This is a genomic window from Kangiella sp. M94 (assembly GCF_054926195.1).
In genome coordinates this window covers 2,705,850-2,721,750 of sequence record NZ_CM142903.1, presented here as the reverse complement: position 1 = coordinate 2,721,750, position 15,901 = coordinate 2,705,850, and the positions used below count along the sequence as shown (strand labels likewise).

Below are 15,901 nucleotides of genomic sequence, written 5' to 3'. Positions count from 1 at the left end.
AACTTATTCACTACATAGCTTTTCCCCTCCAAAAAAAGCCAGCAAAATTAGCCATCAGACAGCACGAATAACCCTGTACCCTATCAAAAAACATATGGCTAAACTTTGACCAACCCCAAAAAATGAGTATTCCGTCATACTTGCGTTGACTGTTTTTTTATATAGTCACTGCGACTTTAGCTATTAAATCGGCAAGTTTACGCGAGCTAATAATGAAATTAGTAATATCTCATTGGCTTCGCAAACCAGCGTACGTTGCTTACCCAGCAATCCAAATACAACTTTTTCATTAGAGCCACTCAGAGTTAATTACTCTATTTGCCTTAAATGCATCGGCAGCACATAAATTTGACTCAATAATTATTTCTGTGCAATCTAGGCTAGACAGCGGCTTCACACAGGATGGCTCTAGCGTGAATGTTTGCTATGAAATAAATCATCAGCACATTCTCAATGTTCAAGGTTGCTGACGTTATAAATACAAGGAGTTTAGACATGAGACGATCTTCTAACCTATCCGGTTATCAAGCAGGAATAGCTCTAACAGCAATTATTGGCATCATTGCTGCGGTTATTGTCATCGGTGGCGTCATATTTTATACAGCCAATCAAAATGATGCAGATACTACCGAACAGCCCGTTCAGGAAAATAGTACCGACCTTTCTGAAAATGTTAGTCCGCAAGCTCAAGCAGCTACTCAGCCAGTAAAACAACCCGCCCAACAACCATCTTCAATAGAAGTGGATGCCGATGCATTCTGTAATCAGATTGCAGCTGTTGGCCAGGTGTTTGGTAAAGAACTTTCTGGGGCAAGCGTAAGAGCTAATGCCTCCTACGGTCCTAAAGTAGGCTGTTCTTGGAATGGCCCGTCGGTTACGGTCTACTTTGCTGAGAGCTCATACGATGATATGAATACTGGCTTTTCAGCTCACAGCAATTCCGATTACGAGATACCAGATTTTCCAGCATTCTCAAAAGAAACCTCAACCTCTACCTCTGGAATTGAAGTTCGTGTGAAATCCGATAAAGGTTGGGCTATCAGAATTAGTGATGGCCGTGGGCTCAAAGAGGATCTAACTCAAGCTCAGTACAACCAAATCGCTAACATCGTCAATGACGCATTAAACGAGCATTATTAGCCAATAAAAAAAGGGGCAGAATCTGCCCCTTTCGCTTTTTAGTTTTTGTGATTACTTATAAGTAAACTTCAATATAAAGTGTCTGACAAAATACAATAGGATAAAAACAATTAGATATCCGAAAAGTATACTCCACACATTGGAAAACATATTTGAACGACGCTCGTAGTAACTTTTTAAATTATATTCGCTGTCATTGACAAAAATAATTGGAATCTCTGTCGCACTGGCATACTGGTCTTCGTACACATCTTCCGCAATAGTCAGATTCAACGTTTTTTTTGTTCCATCTATTGAAGCTTCTAAATCGACAGAATAATCGGTATAACTTCCGTCTTCAAGAATCTGAATGACATCGACTACTTGTGCACTCACCTCTTGATGACTTTCTAGAATGCTTCTCGCCTGCGCTGCATTGTTGTAATAATTAAAAATTGACGTGCCTACAAATGCTGCAAACAGTAACCACATCCCCACCGTGTAAACTCTCCACTGTTTAGGTTTATGCTGTTTATAAAGGTCTTCAATGCTTGGCTCGTTTAAATCCAACTCGCCAGTGTCTTTTAATTCTTTACTTATTTTTTTACTCATTATTATCGCTCTTCTTGTAAGATTCCTCATTGTTTTTAGCAAGCAGCTTGTTTACTTTCGGCTGGATAAACCAAACCCCTAACGGAAAAAACCAAAACAAGAAAAATGGTCCTGAGTAATCTACAAAAGTCACTTCCTTCTGCTGCTCCAACTTGATTAGTTGTTTTGCAGTAAATCCTAACGCATAAAAAATTGCTACCATTGCTAATAAATGCAGGATTACCATAATCCCATTGGGCTGCATTTCTTCAAATGTCATACTACTGCTAGTCATATAGATTACTGCATAAACAATCCCTACTTTCATTACCTTGGGTGATTGAGCCAAGTGTTCTGGTAGTGCTTCATAACAAGCTGTTGCAATCGCCCACAACCAGCTCATAAATATTAGCATCAAAAATAATGAAAGCCCCATAAACAGTATCATATTGGGTTGCTCTCCTGGCTTTATTGACCCTATAAACATTACTTGGCTCAATATCATCACGCCAAACAAGAGTATAAACAGTTGCCAGTGCTTTAACTTTAGAAAAATATTCATTCCTTTTTCCTTATTACTTACCCCACATACGTGGCATTACATTGTTAGTTGTTTTTGATTTTTTGTGATAGCTACTCATCAGGATATGGCCAACTGTCAATGCTAATAGCAGCCAACCAAGTTCACCATGCAACAAACCGCCAAGATCCAGTGTCCACTGAATTTTTTCATCTCCAAAACCGCTGAAGATTATTATACCAAAGACTTCAAAAGATCGCCCTGATCCATATTGACGCAAAAGCGCTAGCACAGGAACTATTAGCACCAGCAAATACAGTGCGGCATGGCCTAACCTTGCAAACCAATTGATTGACGGTGGACGACTCGATACATTCACCAAAGCCCAGACGATTCGAATGATGATCAGCATGAAGAGTAAAAAACCCAGTGGCTTATGGGTTGGCCAGAAAAAGGCTTCGATGGAAGTATCATCAAAAAAGAAATGCGAGGCAGCGCTTAAAAATTGCCACAACAACAGCAGCGCCATGCCCCAATGCAAAATCCGACTTACCTTACCATAATGCTCACGACTATCTTTCATTGACACTGCTTACCCCCCCAATTTATCTATTCATAATATATTGCAGGGTAGAAATATAGCACAGTTCACTTTTCATTATTTTGTTCACTTAATTGAAAATCCATCGGTCCATCACTCCAAAGTAGAATCTCCGTTGGCTCCAGGACAATAACTCCATGAACCACATTGGGGGGCGAGTAAATAAAGTCTCCGGCTGTCGCGATAACTCCCATGTAATCAATACGCCCACTGACAACATAGACAGAATGGCCCGCAGTGGTGTGATAATGCTGAGGCTCTACATAATCAGCAGGAAATCGTAGTTTTACAACGCCACCTTTGCTGTGAGGATTGGTGTGCAGGCGCTTTAATTCCATGCCTGGCGGTATTTCATCCCTCTCAACTGGCTGCCATGCTATTTCTGAGCTAGTTGCATGTGTTGATCCAGTAGCTTTATCTACTGTACTACTCAAGGCATAAGCTCCACCAATACCTAAGGCCGCAATGGTCAAAACCATTACTGTCATTCTTCGTGCATTCATTTCCCTTCTCCTTGCGATATTCATCGCTCATACTTAATTATTGCTCGATTATCTGCCTAATGTTATTAGCTATATGCCTAATAACAGCCTTATCTTCCCAATATTCGCCATGGCTAAATGGATTCCATGACCTGAATAGCTTTGACCAAATGCTTCTGCCAATATTTATCTGCATATCCTCAACGATTTGCTCATAGGAATGACTTAATGGTTTTAATGGCCAGCCCAGAACATCATCTTTATCAAAAAAGTTATACCATTTGAACGTATTGTTAGGTGCTTTTATTGCCTCAATATGATGATGCCCCGCAACAAAGATCGGTATATTGCAACCGAGAGTATAAAACCTTTGCAGGCTTTTCATTCTCCTGAATCTATCTCTTGGTGAGTCGCGGACAATTCCATCCTCTCTAGACATGCTCCAGATACCGACTGATGCGGCGAGTCGCTGTGCATCCCAAATATAACTGGATAGCACCTGACAACCGAGCGATTGCGCAGCGACAATAATCGGTATGTCTTTATTCTCCACTTCATCATAAAGCTCATCCATGGCATTCATGATCATTTTCTGCGTTAAATAATAGGGACTATTCTTAACCCGCTTCTTGTACTCCAGGCTGGCTGCGTCCGAAAACCCATACAACAGAAAACGTCTTAGCTTTATCCAATCAACCTGATCGCGCATTCTACCCAGAATGGTTTCCTGCTGTTCTTGCAAAATATCCTGATAATAAAGTGGTTTGAAAATAACCTGCTGCCACAGCTCAGGGCCCAACTCCTTTTCAATCCGGTCGTAAAACCCCGTGTAGTATTCCCTTTTGGTATCCCCCATCCCATGAATGGTTATCAGAGCAATTTTTTTCGGCATATTTTCTCCTTCCTTTAGCTGCCCTAACGTTCATTATAGAGATAAATTATTCTTGCACTAATAACCAATCGGCTTTTTGGTTTATGGTATGAGTAACTTTTTACCAATTGAATGATAAATGCATCTACAGCTAGTTTAGTAAATGGAGGGGGTAGATTATGCAGAGTTATAGTCGAAGCGATACTTGTGTTAAACCGTGCAATCACTCTAGAGATTTCAAGGCACTTCTCAATCGGTTATTTAAATTGCTTGGTTGGACTTGAGTCAAAGACACGGAGTCGCACTGTTGAAAATGACAAAATGGTTTAATAGCATCTATAAAAGCAGTTATTACCAAATCCTCATAAAAATTATGCGACTCCCAGTGTAGCGATTTAATCTCAAGGTGACTGTTTTTCCGATGGGCTTTACAATCCATCCGCCCAATAAACTGGTCACGAAAAAGTAGTGGCAGACTAAAATAACCATACTGACGCTTAGCTTCAGGCACATAACATTCTATCTTATAGTCATAGTGAAACAGTGCCTTCAGCCGTTCGCGCTGAATAACGCTGTTATCAAATGGCGACAGTATTAACAATCGATTACTCAACCGGGGAAGAGGACGATCAAGAGCCCCAGCTTCCAATAGAAAAATTTCACCGTTACTTATTTGCACTTCTTGCAAAGTGCCTTGCGCTAACCTTTTACTTACCAGTTTTTTCACAGCTTCTCGCAGCTCCGTATTGCGTCTCTGATAAGTCATACCTTTGAGTGATGCAAACCCATGGCATCGCAACTGTTGATCAACTATATGTACAGCAAACTCTTCATTACTCGGTGTTTGGGTATTAACGTTAGGAGGTAGGACACGTTCGGTTAAATCATAAGTCTTCTGGAAACCTTCTCTATCGCTAACCATCAGTTCGCCTTCCATATACAACTGTTCAAGCGCCTTTTTGGCCGGTTTCCAATCCCACCAACCCGCACGCTTCCTTGTGTTGGTTTCTACATCTCGGGAGCGTAATGGCCCGTCGCTACGAATACGCGCCAGTAATTCAGCCATCAGTTTCTTATCGCAGTTTTTGTACCAATGAGTTTGGCCACTTTTAATAGCATTTTTATATGGTAGTGAGAAGCGGAAATCCGCCATGGGTAAAAAAGCTGCTGCATGCGACCAATACTCGAAAATATCCCTTTCGTGCAGCATCTGATTGGTCATAGCTGGATCAAACTTAGGTACCCGGGAATGAAATACATGATGGTGGGCCCGCTCAACGACTGATATGGTATCAATCTGCACATACCCTAAGTGATTAATCGCCTTACGAGCTCCAGCTAAACCGCTGCCAAAGGGTCGTGCATTAAGCAACCCTTGTGCAGCTAAAGCAAGGCGACGTAAACGCGCCAAGTCTTGTGGCTTATTAATTTCAATCCTTGTCATCACTGCTCAATAAGATAAATGTATAAACGAATACAGCTTATAGTAAAATTTTCATTAACTATTACTTAGCTATTTTAAAATCACTCTTCAAGTTAATAGTGCAGCATTCAAGATGATTATCAAAGTCATGCTTCAAATATTTTGTCGAACTTAGCCATAATCTCATCATGAAATCTTGGTTCACGCACATACTTCACAACCCAAGGCACATAGGGGTGGCTCGAATTATCATATCTCGATACTGATTCTATTGACCCTTCACCAAGATTGATAATTACAGCGCTAATAAAATCAATAAAAAGAAAGAAACCTGTTACGGTGTTATTATCATAGTCATCCTTGCAGTATTCACTCGGGTCCTCTAGCTCCTGTACGGCATTAATCAGTGTTTCAAAATCACTTTCATCAATGTTATCGACAAGACGTCGTAGATTAGTTTCAGACTGATCACCCGACAAAAATTGACTGAACGTTTGTTCTAGTTCTTCATCAAGATTCATGATTTACTCCTACTTAGATATTTTTCTTATATGTTATTGCATAGGTTAACGACAGAATATATCGCACCTGAATCTTTTTATCATTCCAGAAATTGGGGAATCTTTATAATAATGATTAACAATAAAGCGCCCCACCATTTACATCAGTGGGCCGCTATTAGTTGTTAAGCCAAATCAAATCGATCGGCGTTCATGACTTTAGTCCAAGCGCTAACGAAATCATTCACAAACCTTTCTTTATTATCGTCTTGTGCATAAACTTCAGCTAGAGCACGCAGGATTGAGTTTGAACCAAACACCAGGTCTACTCGAGTTGCTGTCCATTTTGTCTTACCTGTTTTACGGTCGCACACCTCGTAAAGATTATTTCCGGTTGGCTTCCAGGTGTAATTCATATCAGTTAAATTGATGAAGAAGTCATTGGTCAAAGCGCCTTCCTGTTCGGTGAAGACGCCATGTTTACTATTACCATAATTGACTCCAAGCACACGCATGCCGCCAATTAAGACCGTCATTTCAGGTGCAGTCAACCCCATCAGCTGAGTCCGATCGAGTAGCATCTCTTCTGGGCTGACAACATAATCTTTTTTCACCCAGTTGCGGTAACCATCATGAAGTGGTTCCAGTGGTTCAAAGGATTCAGCATCCGTCATTTCGTCAGTCGCATCACCGCGTCCTGGCGAGAATGGAACATCAATATTAAAGCCGGCTTTTTCGATAGCCATTTCAACGCCAACATTACCTGCCAAAACAATCACATCGGCTATACTGGCACCGCTGTCTTTTGCAATCGGTTCAAGCACTGAAAGTACTTTAGCTAACCGTTCAGGCTCATTACCCTGCCAATCTTTTTGTGGTGCTAAACGGATACGCGCTCCATTGGCACCACCGCGAAGGTCAGAGCCACGGAATGTTCTAGCGCTGTCCCAAGCGGTCGCCACCATGTCACTAACAGACAATCCGCTGGATTTAATTTTCTCTTTTACTACTGCAACATCGTAATCTTTATTACCCGCTGGTACAGGATCTTGCCAGATTAAATCTTCTTGTGGTGCGTACGGACCTATGTATCGCTCTTTTGGTCCCATATCGCGGTGCGTCAGTTTAAACCAGGCGCGCGCGAACACTTCGGATAAATACTCCGGATCCTTGTAGAAACGTTCGGATATTTTCCGATACGTAGGATCTTTCTTCATTGCCATATCTGCATCAGTCATGATTGGAGTTGTGCGGATGGAAGCGTCTTCAACATCTACCGGCTTGTCTTCTTCCTTAATATCAACCGGCTGCCATTGCCATGCGCCAGCCGGGCTCTTCTTCAATTCCCATTCGTGATTGAGCAGCATTTCGAAATAGCCGTTATCCCACTTGGTCGGATGCGTCGTCCAGGCACCTTCAATACCGCTGGTCAGTGTATCCCGACCAATGCCGCGCTTGGTTTTATTGATCCAGCCCAAACCCTGATCTTCCACATCGGCACCTTCTGGCTCTGGGCTAAGTAATTTCTCATCACCATTACCATGACATTTACCGACCGTATGGCCACCAGCTGTCAACGCAACCGTTTCCTCATCATCCATGGCCATACGTTTAAAAGTCACGCGAATATCTTCGGCTGTTTTAAGAGGATCAGGATTACCATCCACACCCTCTGGATTCACATAAATCAAACCCATCATCACCGCAGCCAATGGGTTATCCAAATCGCGTTCGCCCGAATAGCGACTGTTTTCATTATCGCTAGGCGCGAGCCATTCTTTCTCCGAACCCCAATAAGTATCTTTTTCCGGGTGCCAGATATCCTCACGACCAAATGCAAAGCCGTAGGTTTTAAGCCCCATCGACTCATAAGCAATGGTACCGGCATAAGTGATTAAGTCCGCCCAGCTGAGCTTGTTACCGTATTTTTTCTTGATGGGCCAAAGCAGACGACGTGCTTTGTCGAGATTCACGTTATCTGGCCAGGAATTAATAGGAGCAAAACGTTGATTACCAGTTGCCGCGCCACCACGTCCATCGGCAATTCGATAAGTCCCTGCTGCGTGCCAACTTAAGCGAATCATCAAACCACCATAATGGCCCCAGTCTGCTGGCCACCAATCCTGGCTGTTTGTCATTAATTTGTGCAAATCCTTTTTCAAGGCTGCAAAATCCAGCTTTTTGACCTCTTCCCGATAATCAAAATCCTCACCCATCGGATTGGTCTTTTTATCATGCTGATGCAAAATATCGAGGTTCATGGCATTCGGCCACCACTCTGTGTTGGACTTATTGCTTTTTGTGACGCTACCATGCATCACCGGACATTTTTTCTCTGACATACCTATCTCCTTATCCATCAATCTGTATTTCTCTTAGTAATTTGTTATATCACAGATAAATGACTATTCTCACCTGACAGAGGATCTATTAACTCGATCTATGATGTTAGTCATTTTTTTATATCGGATTAGAAAGGTTCCTATTAAAGTCCAGCCTCTACCATCTGCTTAATCTTTTTAGCTTTCTCGAAATGATTCAGCTTGTGCTTACTGATCCACCAGGTTGCTGCCTCCATCAAAAGCTCAGGGTCATCGTTCTTGTTGGCAAAGAACGCATAAAAAGAAACACCAACAGAATCTCCTTTAGTCAGTATTTTCTTCTCGCATACTTCTATTATTTTATTTCTCAAAGTCTGTCTCATTGTATTGTTCCAGGTTTATAGTCTGTAAAACTTTTTATCCCTTTTCCATTATGACGGTAGCGTTTCATTCCATAAACCAGCATCCAAATCACCATCACTGCATAGATGATAGGTATTAAAACATTCACTAGGGCTTGTTCATATCCGCTTATTACTTCTGGGTTTTCTACACTCGGCACGAGTAATTGTTTACCGATTGGTCCATTGGAGAACACAAAGATAGTGACCAGATTCCATCCGAAATGGAGTGCAATCGGTAAGGCAATTGACTTTGTTCGTTCAAAGGCATAAGCCAACATCAGGCCAATCATTCCGGTCATCAAAAAAACATACACCATCGGAACTAGATTCCCAATTACACCATACGAGAACCAATGATAAATCCCAAATGCTGCAGCAGATAAAAAGCAGCCCTTTCTTGCACCCAGCCATTCAATCGCCTTGTACAGCAAATAGCCTCTGAACAGTAACTCTTCAAATAAAACAGAGTTGATATTCCAGCGAATACTATCCAATATCTGACTCCAACTTAGGTCGGAGTTTAGTACCCAATTAAAACCGGAGAAATGTGCTATGAGCAGATATTGAGTTGCTGCAACAAATCCAGCAAGGAAGAATCCAGTGACAAACTCTGACGTGCGTTGAAGTGGTTTATTGAAACCCAGGACTCTTAAACTACGTTTCTCTAGTCGTAGCACAAAATAGGTTATGGTTATTATTATTATGCCAATCATGATTCTTGCTAATCCTGAGTTTATGGAACAGGCGATTTCTTAAAGTTAACTCCCCTCGTCACGCATTTCCTCATCATGTACTTTCCTTATCACTCTGGGATTTGTCTGGCTCAGGTAAGTCATTGCAAACTTTACAGTAAAGTCCCTTTCTATAATAGTAGACTCTAGTGGCGAGAAATATCGTTGCTGTAATTAGACCCCACAATAATCCAAACTCCAGGGCGTACTCGAACTCTCTTCCTTTCAGCATTTGCACCCCGCCTAATATTAACGCCAGTACCGGCACAGCAATCAAGTATTGAATAACCCACTTTTTTATTGGCATATTTTGTCCTTATTTTGGTCATGAATCCGACTTACATGTAAAACCAGGTATCATCAAGATACTCTACAATTTCCTGTGCTAAATTGGACGAGAATAAATTATCTGAATTTCCAAACATAATGATGCCATAACCTTTATCCTTATAGAAATGGCAATAAGCTCTGAAATCCCCATTATTTCCAGAGTGATAATATCTTACACCATTCTCTGTCTGCTTAACGGGAAAGCCAAGGCTGCGATGCATCTCACCCTCTTCACTCGGCATCTGATTTTGAATCGCGAGAAACTCATCTACCATTTTAATATTAGAAGTATGAGGATCCATTACCGCAATCAGAAATTTCGCATAATCCTCTGCTGATGTATTTAAGCTGTAGGATGCTCCAAAGTTCATGTCATGTTTGTGATTATCCGTTGGCACGCCCTCTCGATGGCCAAATGCTTTTCGTGACAGAATTTCATCATCCCACGTGTACTTCATAAAGTCTGCTTCGATTGGTTCTACGACTTCTTTATCAACTAATTCTTGCAAACCATCATCATCGACTTGCAACAACTCCTGAAGCACTCTTCTTAAATATTCATATCCTTCACCTGAATACTGAAACTGAGTCCCTGGGGTGAACAGTACCTCTAACTCATGACCCGGATTCTTTCTCCAGTTTACTAATCCTGAAGTATGCGTTAGTAACATACGTGCCGTTATCTGTTTATGCCGACTATCGATTAAAAGGTGTTTATTCGGATGGTATTGATATAAAGGTTCATCCAGTTCGATCAGTCCTTTTTTAACTTGCAGCATTACAAAATAAGCAAATAGAGGTTTGGAGAGAGATGCCGCTTCAAATATCGTTCTGTTTGTTATTTTTTCTCTAGTCGAAGTATTTTTTACTCCAAAAGCTCCCCTGTAAGTAATGTTACCATCTCTAATAACCACAACGGAAACACCCGGAACCTTAAGTGTTTCCATTCGCTCTTCAATAAACCTATCCAGCTTTGCTGCCTCAACTGTGGCAGCAGTTTCTTTTTTCATTTCTGGCGGATTGCTTTGACACCCAGTCAAAGCAATCATTAACATGCTAACCGCTAGCCAATGACCATATTTTAATAGCCGATACTCAGTATTTAATAAGGTCATAGTTCCAGCCACTTTCATGAGTAACGCGCACCCACTTAATGGAACCGTCTCTGCCTTGTATGAATTCATAAGTGGTATATTCAGATGGTAGTATAAATTTATTGCTTGCGATTGGTATTAACTCTTGGTCTAGGTTCTTTCCTTTCGACGATAGATAAAATTTTCCACCCTTAACTGAAAACTGGCTTACTTCACCATCTTCTTTACCATCGCCGAATTTACCCATATACCTTGTTAAACTATCTTCGTCTATTGATACAGGCTCATATACTTTTGGTTTAAGCAATTTCCAGTCATACTCTTGCGCTACCGCTCTAGATATTGCTGCCATCAGTGCAAAGCCATTATCACTGTTGGTCATCACTACCAACCCTTGTTTATCCTCGAGAGAGCCGACCATATAGGAAGTAAATCCCGCATTGCTTCCCCAGTGATCAAAAATTAAGTCTTCCCCTTCATCACTGTACTTCTTTGTAAAGCCAAGTCTGTTGTCTGTTCTGGCAAATATTTGCTCTGCCATCTCCCTAGATACCAACACGTTACTTCCTTCGTGATAGTCATTCATCAGCGCACTTATGAATTTGGCTAAATCATCAGGCGTGGTCCATATTCCACCGGCTGCTCTCCATGGAAATATTTTATATGGATAGGGTTGTAATTCATTCGAATAGCCAATTGCTTTTCTCTTTTTTAAGTACTCCGGTATAGGCTGTACAAAAGAACTGTCTTTCATGTTTGCTGGCGATAATACGCCTTCTTCAACAGCGTCTTCGAAACTCTTGTCAGTCACATCTTGTATCAGTTGTTCAATGATGTAATAGCCGGGATTGGAATACTTGTATCGTTCACCAGGCTCCGTCTTCATTGTAATAGCAGGATCGACAGAAGGCGCTTCTCCTGCCAACATTTGTGCTACTGTTGGAACCTTCTCTTCGGTACTGTATGAAGACCCCACGAGATTCATTACACCAGCCGTATGTCCAATCAAGTGACGCAAGGTGACTTTTTGTAGTTTTGTTAATCCACTTTCCGGAACTTTCCAGCTCTCTAATTTACGATTAACATCCTCATCCAGATCTAGCTGCCTCTGGTCTACTAGTTGTAATGCTGTGATTGCCGCTATCGGTTTGCTCAAAGATGCTCCTGTGAAAACAGTTGCAGCAGTTACCTTCTCCACCTCTTCCAAGTCCGCATAGCCGTATACTTTACGCCATGCAATTTTTCCATCATCAATAAAAACGATGCTTACTCCCGCAATCTTATCTTGTAACATCACCTGAGGAATTGATTTTTGTGTTACATGACCTTTCAGATAGTGTATTGGCAAAAGATTACTTTCTATTGTCTCAGCAATTTTATCTTTTGATGTCATATTCTCGGCAGTGTTAGAAGCCATCGCATCCATTCCGACTGCCAGTAATAATACAACGACTGCTTTCACTAAAGTTTTTCCTGACATATGCTTTAACCTTTCTAAAATCTAAATCATGAATAAGTTAATTCGTTATCTCTAACAACTTAATCCAAAAATTATTTTTCCAGCATCAGCTTATATAATTTTTGAATGTCTGCTGGATGGCCCTGCTTTTTTAATCCAATAAAGATTAAAAAACCCAACATTGAATTGCCTGTGTCACGACGGGTAACCAGTATTAGATTTTTCTCGCGATTGACTAGCATGAACTGACCACCCCAACCATCGGCTGCCACAGCATCAAGCTCAGAGTTTAGCCACCATGAATAGCCAAATCCGTCATAGAAATAAGTGTTTGTCTCTGAGTATGGCTTGACGCTTTTCTCGATCCATTCCTTTGAAATTAGCTGTTTTCCGTCCCATACACCATCTTGAGCGACTAAAGCGCCTAACCGTGCAAGATCACGTGCGCTCATATGAATCCGATAGGTTCGAAAATCCGAGTCGGAACCCTGCTTATCATACAAAACATGTTCTTTATTATAATCTTGCATGCCCAAAGGTATTGCCAACCAGACTTCCAATGCCTCCCCAATAGACAGCCCAGTCTCTTTTTCAAAAACTGTACCCAACACATTAAAGTCCCAATTGTTATAAAAATAATGCTCTCCGGGAGCATATTGACCACGGCCCGGACGACCATCCTTTATCTCTACCGTTTCTGCACCAGACTGCAGGTAAATCCCTGAGCGAGCCTGTAAAAGCTGTTCGATAGTCGCCTGCTTTTCAATTTCTGTCAGTGGGTTGCCAGTTTCATCAATGCTCAGTTCAGCAAGCGTTTGCTCTATATCAATCAGGTCGCGATCCGATGCGATGCCAAACAACAAACTCAGCACACTCTTTCGGGCAGAAGCCAGATTCATGGGAGTACCCACTTCTCCATGCTGTATTAAGGCCTTTTCACCACGCAAAGCTACAAACGCATCGATGCCATCGGCTTCGTTTTTAATAAACGCTTTCATTTTTTCAGCTTGTTCTTGTGGCAAAGGTGCTTCTTTGAGCGGAATAGGGTTTGCTGCTGCTGCATCTCGGTCAATAAAAGGACGAAGCCCAATGACCATTGCAATGACAATCACTACCAACAACCCAATACCGATAAATTTTATTATTCTTCTCATTCCTAGAGTTCCTTATTACCTTAAATATTCACATCAGCTTTACGCCGGTCTTCAGTTGCCCCGACCTGAACCACACAGTTTCCCCCTGTGCTTCATTGTTAGATGCGTTATTTCTCAATAAGGTTTAGTTGATCGGATACTATTTCTTTTTCTTCACTAAATAATATTCCTGATCCTGAAACTTCATGACTGCATCATATTCTTTTGACTCGGTCATTAAGAAGTTAATGGTTAAGGGTATCTCTGCCAGTTTGAACTGGTGCTCATTCATTCCATACATTCGTGTTCTACGAACCAGCTCACCCTCACCAGTTTCTTCAATGTAAATCATGCGCCCGTCACGATTTTGGAAAGTAAATGAATTGCCTTCGAGATCATCTTTTATGTAATACACGCCGACAAAAGGTGCTAATTCTTCATCGGTATATTGTCTTGCTGGTGGGCTATCAAACTTGGGTAAATCAATCGTTGGATCGAGAAAATGCAGTGCTACTTGTTGCAATGCATCATCGGCGCTTGAGTTGCTTAATAAGACAATGCCCACTTTATTATCTGGACGGTAGCCGACAAACCCCTGATTACCATTGCCATCTCCACCATGGTAATAACTGACAAAGTTTTCATCTTCGTATTTTTTCCATCCGAGATTGTTATAAGTGTTCTGCTTCGAATTTTCTGATGTGTTGATCTGATGTTCAATAAACTTTGCTAAATCACGCGCTGTTGAATAAAGTCCACCTGCTCCTCGCGCGACATCAACGGTAGTCGTGTTCGACTGCTTCACCGGCTCCATGACTCGATGCATGCCAACTAACCGTTGCGCGTCAGGCTGATAACTGGTTTGTTTCAAATCCAATGGCTTGATAATTGTCTCCGCCATTAGAGTTGCAATATCCGTCTCTTTCACTTTCGCCAGCGATAATGCCAATATCGCCATCCCAGCATTAGAATACTCGTATTCTGCCGGTAATGATTGGCTGCGATTCAAAGTTGCCAACAGTAATTGCGCATCATTATTTGCTAATGCTTCAAAGGGAATCCTTCTGGGTAACGCCGCTTTATGACTCGCTAAGTGCCATAACTGAGTGTCACTTCCATCAACTACAGCAGGCCAGATTTCGTTAACTTTGGTTGCATAACTCAGTGTTTCATCCTCAACCATTTGTTGCAAAGCTTCGGCTGTGAATAATTTAGTCAGTGACCCAATGGCAAACTGCGAGTCCGCCGACAGCTCTTTATTCTCGCCAGCAACCACGCTTCCATAACTATAGAAGTAAGTGCCATTAGGATTTATTAAAGCAATCACTACTCCTGGCCGATGACCACCATCCACTGCTTTTTGGATACTGTCTTTAGCTTCTTGTGGTATGTCAGTTAGCTCTTCTACTTTATACCGATCACAAGCTGCCAAAGCTAAACTTACAATTAATGCTGCTAGAAATTTCATTCTTCTTCTTCCTTATATTCCAAAATATCACCCGGTTGGCATTCGAGCACTTTGCATATCGCTTCCAGAGTTGCGAATCGAATGCCTCGCACATGAGCATTTTTTAACAACGACAAGTTAGTCGTCGATACACCAACCGCTTCCGCCAGATCTTTCATCTTCATTTTGCGGCGAGCCATCATTACGTCTAAATTAACAATAATCGCCATCAGATAATCTCATCACTATCGCGTTGCAGCTCGATCCCAATTTCAAATGCTCTTGCTATCACCAAAACGAAAACACCTGCTATTAACAAACCCACATTAAAGTCAGGATAAATGCTCATTCCCGCATCCCCTTCCGTTAAAACCTGAATATGTGTAAACCGAAACTCCGCAACATCCGTAGCGTCAGGCATAAACACATAAAATCGAATAAACACTTCGAGGAATAACCAAATCGGTAAAGCAATTAATAAATAGCCCGCTTTTTTCAAATATTGAGCGCTATTCAAATTGAAAGGTCTTTCACTTCGAACATCACCAACCACGCGCCGTAAATAGCAGATAATGGTAACTATAACTCCCCACAGCACCAGTATGTTTAAGGCTCTGCTGACACCCAGTTCCCAAGCAGTGGTTCCCACAGACAACACCCCCTGGCTTGGTTCAATTGTCCATGTTGTGTTTGATGCCGGATAGGAAAAGACCTGAGTAGGTGTAACATCAATATACACAGACCATGTCGTCAATAGTGATTCATTCAGAATAGGCAAGGCAACGGCAACCACAGTTGCACCTATCGCTATTGCCATCGATATAATCAAGGCAATTGTTAATAGTAAATATAAACTTCGGGCTGTCATTATCATC

17 protein-coding genes are annotated in these 15,901 nt (G+C 41.6%); 1 reads left to right on the top strand and 16 read right to left on the bottom strand.

The window, feature by feature from the left end; all coding sequences use genetic code 11:
- Window positions 1-495: 495 nt before the first annotated feature.
- Window positions 496-1,140 (top strand): hypothetical protein, encoded by a 645-nt coding sequence (locus ACYTXU_RS12680; RefSeq protein WP_462207147.1) that lies wholly within the window; start codon window positions 496-498, stop codon window positions 1,138-1,140.
- 51 nt (window positions 1,141-1,191) lie between these two features.
- Here the strand turns inward: ACYTXU_RS12680 and ACYTXU_RS12675 are convergent, their stop codons facing one another.
- The 16 genes from ACYTXU_RS12675 to ACYTXU_RS12600 all read right to left on the bottom strand — a co-directional run bounded on the left by ACYTXU_RS12675 (window position 1,192) and on the right by ACYTXU_RS12600 (window position 15,900).
- Window positions 1,192-1,731 (bottom strand): hypothetical protein, encoded by a 540-nt coding sequence (locus ACYTXU_RS12675; RefSeq protein ID WP_462207146.1) that lies wholly within the window; start codon window positions 1,729-1,731, stop codon window positions 1,192-1,194.
- Window positions 1,724-2,272, bottom strand: a complete 549-nt coding sequence (locus ACYTXU_RS12670; protein WP_462207145.1) for a hypothetical protein — start codon at window positions 2,270-2,272, stop codon at window positions 1,724-1,726. Before ACYTXU_RS12670 ends, ACYTXU_RS12675 begins: the two co-directional genes overlap by 8 nt.
- A gap of 13 nt (window positions 2,273-2,285) precedes the next feature.
- Window positions 2,286-2,813, bottom strand: a complete 528-nt coding sequence (locus ACYTXU_RS12665) for a cytochrome b (RefSeq protein WP_462207144.1) — start codon at window positions 2,811-2,813, stop codon at window positions 2,286-2,288.
- Window positions 2,814-2,878: 65 nt separating this feature from the next.
- Entirely contained in the window at window positions 2,879-3,334 is a 456-nt protein-coding gene (locus ACYTXU_RS12660) for a cupin domain-containing protein (RefSeq protein WP_462207143.1), read from the bottom strand.
- Window positions 3,335-3,371: 37 nt separating this feature from the next.
- Complete coding sequence (locus tag ACYTXU_RS12655; protein ID WP_462207142.1) at window positions 3,372-4,205, bottom strand: hypothetical protein; 834 nt, start codon at window positions 4,203-4,205, stop codon at window positions 3,372-3,374.
- Between the two features lie 202 nt (window positions 4,206-4,407).
- On the bottom strand, window positions 4,408-5,628 hold the full coding sequence (locus ACYTXU_RS12650) for a winged helix-turn-helix domain-containing protein (protein ID WP_462207141.1): 1,221 nt from the start codon (window positions 5,626-5,628) through the stop codon (window positions 4,408-4,410).
- Between the two features lie 125 nt (window positions 5,629-5,753).
- Complete coding sequence (locus ACYTXU_RS12645) at window positions 5,754-6,128, bottom strand: hypothetical protein (RefSeq protein ID WP_462207140.1); 375 nt, start codon at window positions 6,126-6,128, stop codon at window positions 5,754-5,756.
- 164 nt (window positions 6,129-6,292) lie between these two features.
- On the bottom strand, window positions 6,293-8,449 hold the full coding sequence (gene katG, locus ACYTXU_RS12640; protein WP_462207139.1) for a catalase/peroxidase HPI: 2,157 nt from the start codon (window positions 8,447-8,449) through the stop codon (window positions 6,293-6,295).
- Between the two features lie 143 nt (window positions 8,450-8,592).
- Complete coding sequence (locus ACYTXU_RS12635; RefSeq protein WP_462207138.1) at window positions 8,593-8,811, bottom strand: DUF6500 family protein; 219 nt, start codon at window positions 8,809-8,811, stop codon at window positions 8,593-8,595.
- Window positions 8,808-9,545, bottom strand: coding sequence for a lysostaphin resistance A-like protein (locus ACYTXU_RS12630; protein ID WP_462207137.1), 738 nt, complete (start codon window positions 9,543-9,545; stop codon window positions 8,808-8,810). The genes ACYTXU_RS12635 and ACYTXU_RS12630 overlap by 4 nt, the downstream gene beginning before the upstream one ends.
- Before the next feature lie 356 nt (window positions 9,546-9,901).
- Complete coding sequence (locus ACYTXU_RS12625; protein ID WP_462207136.1) at window positions 9,902-11,026, bottom strand: serine hydrolase domain-containing protein; 1,125 nt, start codon at window positions 11,024-11,026, stop codon at window positions 9,902-9,904.
- Window positions 10,989-12,467, bottom strand: a complete 1,479-nt coding sequence (locus ACYTXU_RS12620; RefSeq protein WP_462207135.1) for a serine hydrolase domain-containing protein — start codon at window positions 12,465-12,467, stop codon at window positions 10,989-10,991. The genes ACYTXU_RS12625 and ACYTXU_RS12620 overlap by 38 nt, the downstream gene beginning before the upstream one ends.
- Before the next feature lie 71 nt (window positions 12,468-12,538).
- Complete coding sequence (locus ACYTXU_RS12615; RefSeq protein ID WP_462207134.1) at window positions 12,539-13,600, bottom strand: serine hydrolase domain-containing protein; 1,062 nt, start codon at window positions 13,598-13,600, stop codon at window positions 12,539-12,541.
- A 139-nt stretch (window positions 13,601-13,739) separates the two neighbouring features.
- Window positions 13,740-15,047 carry a serine hydrolase domain-containing protein gene (locus ACYTXU_RS12610; protein ID WP_462207133.1) on the bottom strand — a complete coding sequence of 436 codons (1,308 nt, stop codon included), beginning with the start codon at window positions 15,045-15,047 and terminating at the stop codon, window positions 13,740-13,742.
- Window positions 15,044-15,256, bottom strand: coding sequence for a helix-turn-helix domain-containing protein (locus ACYTXU_RS12605; protein ID WP_462207132.1), 213 nt, complete (start codon window positions 15,254-15,256; stop codon window positions 15,044-15,046). Before ACYTXU_RS12605 ends, ACYTXU_RS12610 begins: the two co-directional genes overlap by 4 nt.
- Window positions 15,256-15,900: a DUF2975 domain-containing protein gene (locus ACYTXU_RS12600; RefSeq protein WP_462207131.1), complete on the bottom strand. Its 645-nt coding sequence runs from the start codon at window positions 15,898-15,900 to the stop codon at window positions 15,256-15,258. Before ACYTXU_RS12600 ends, ACYTXU_RS12605 begins: the two co-directional genes overlap by 1 nt.
- Between the last annotated feature and the right edge of the window lies 1 nt (window position 15,901).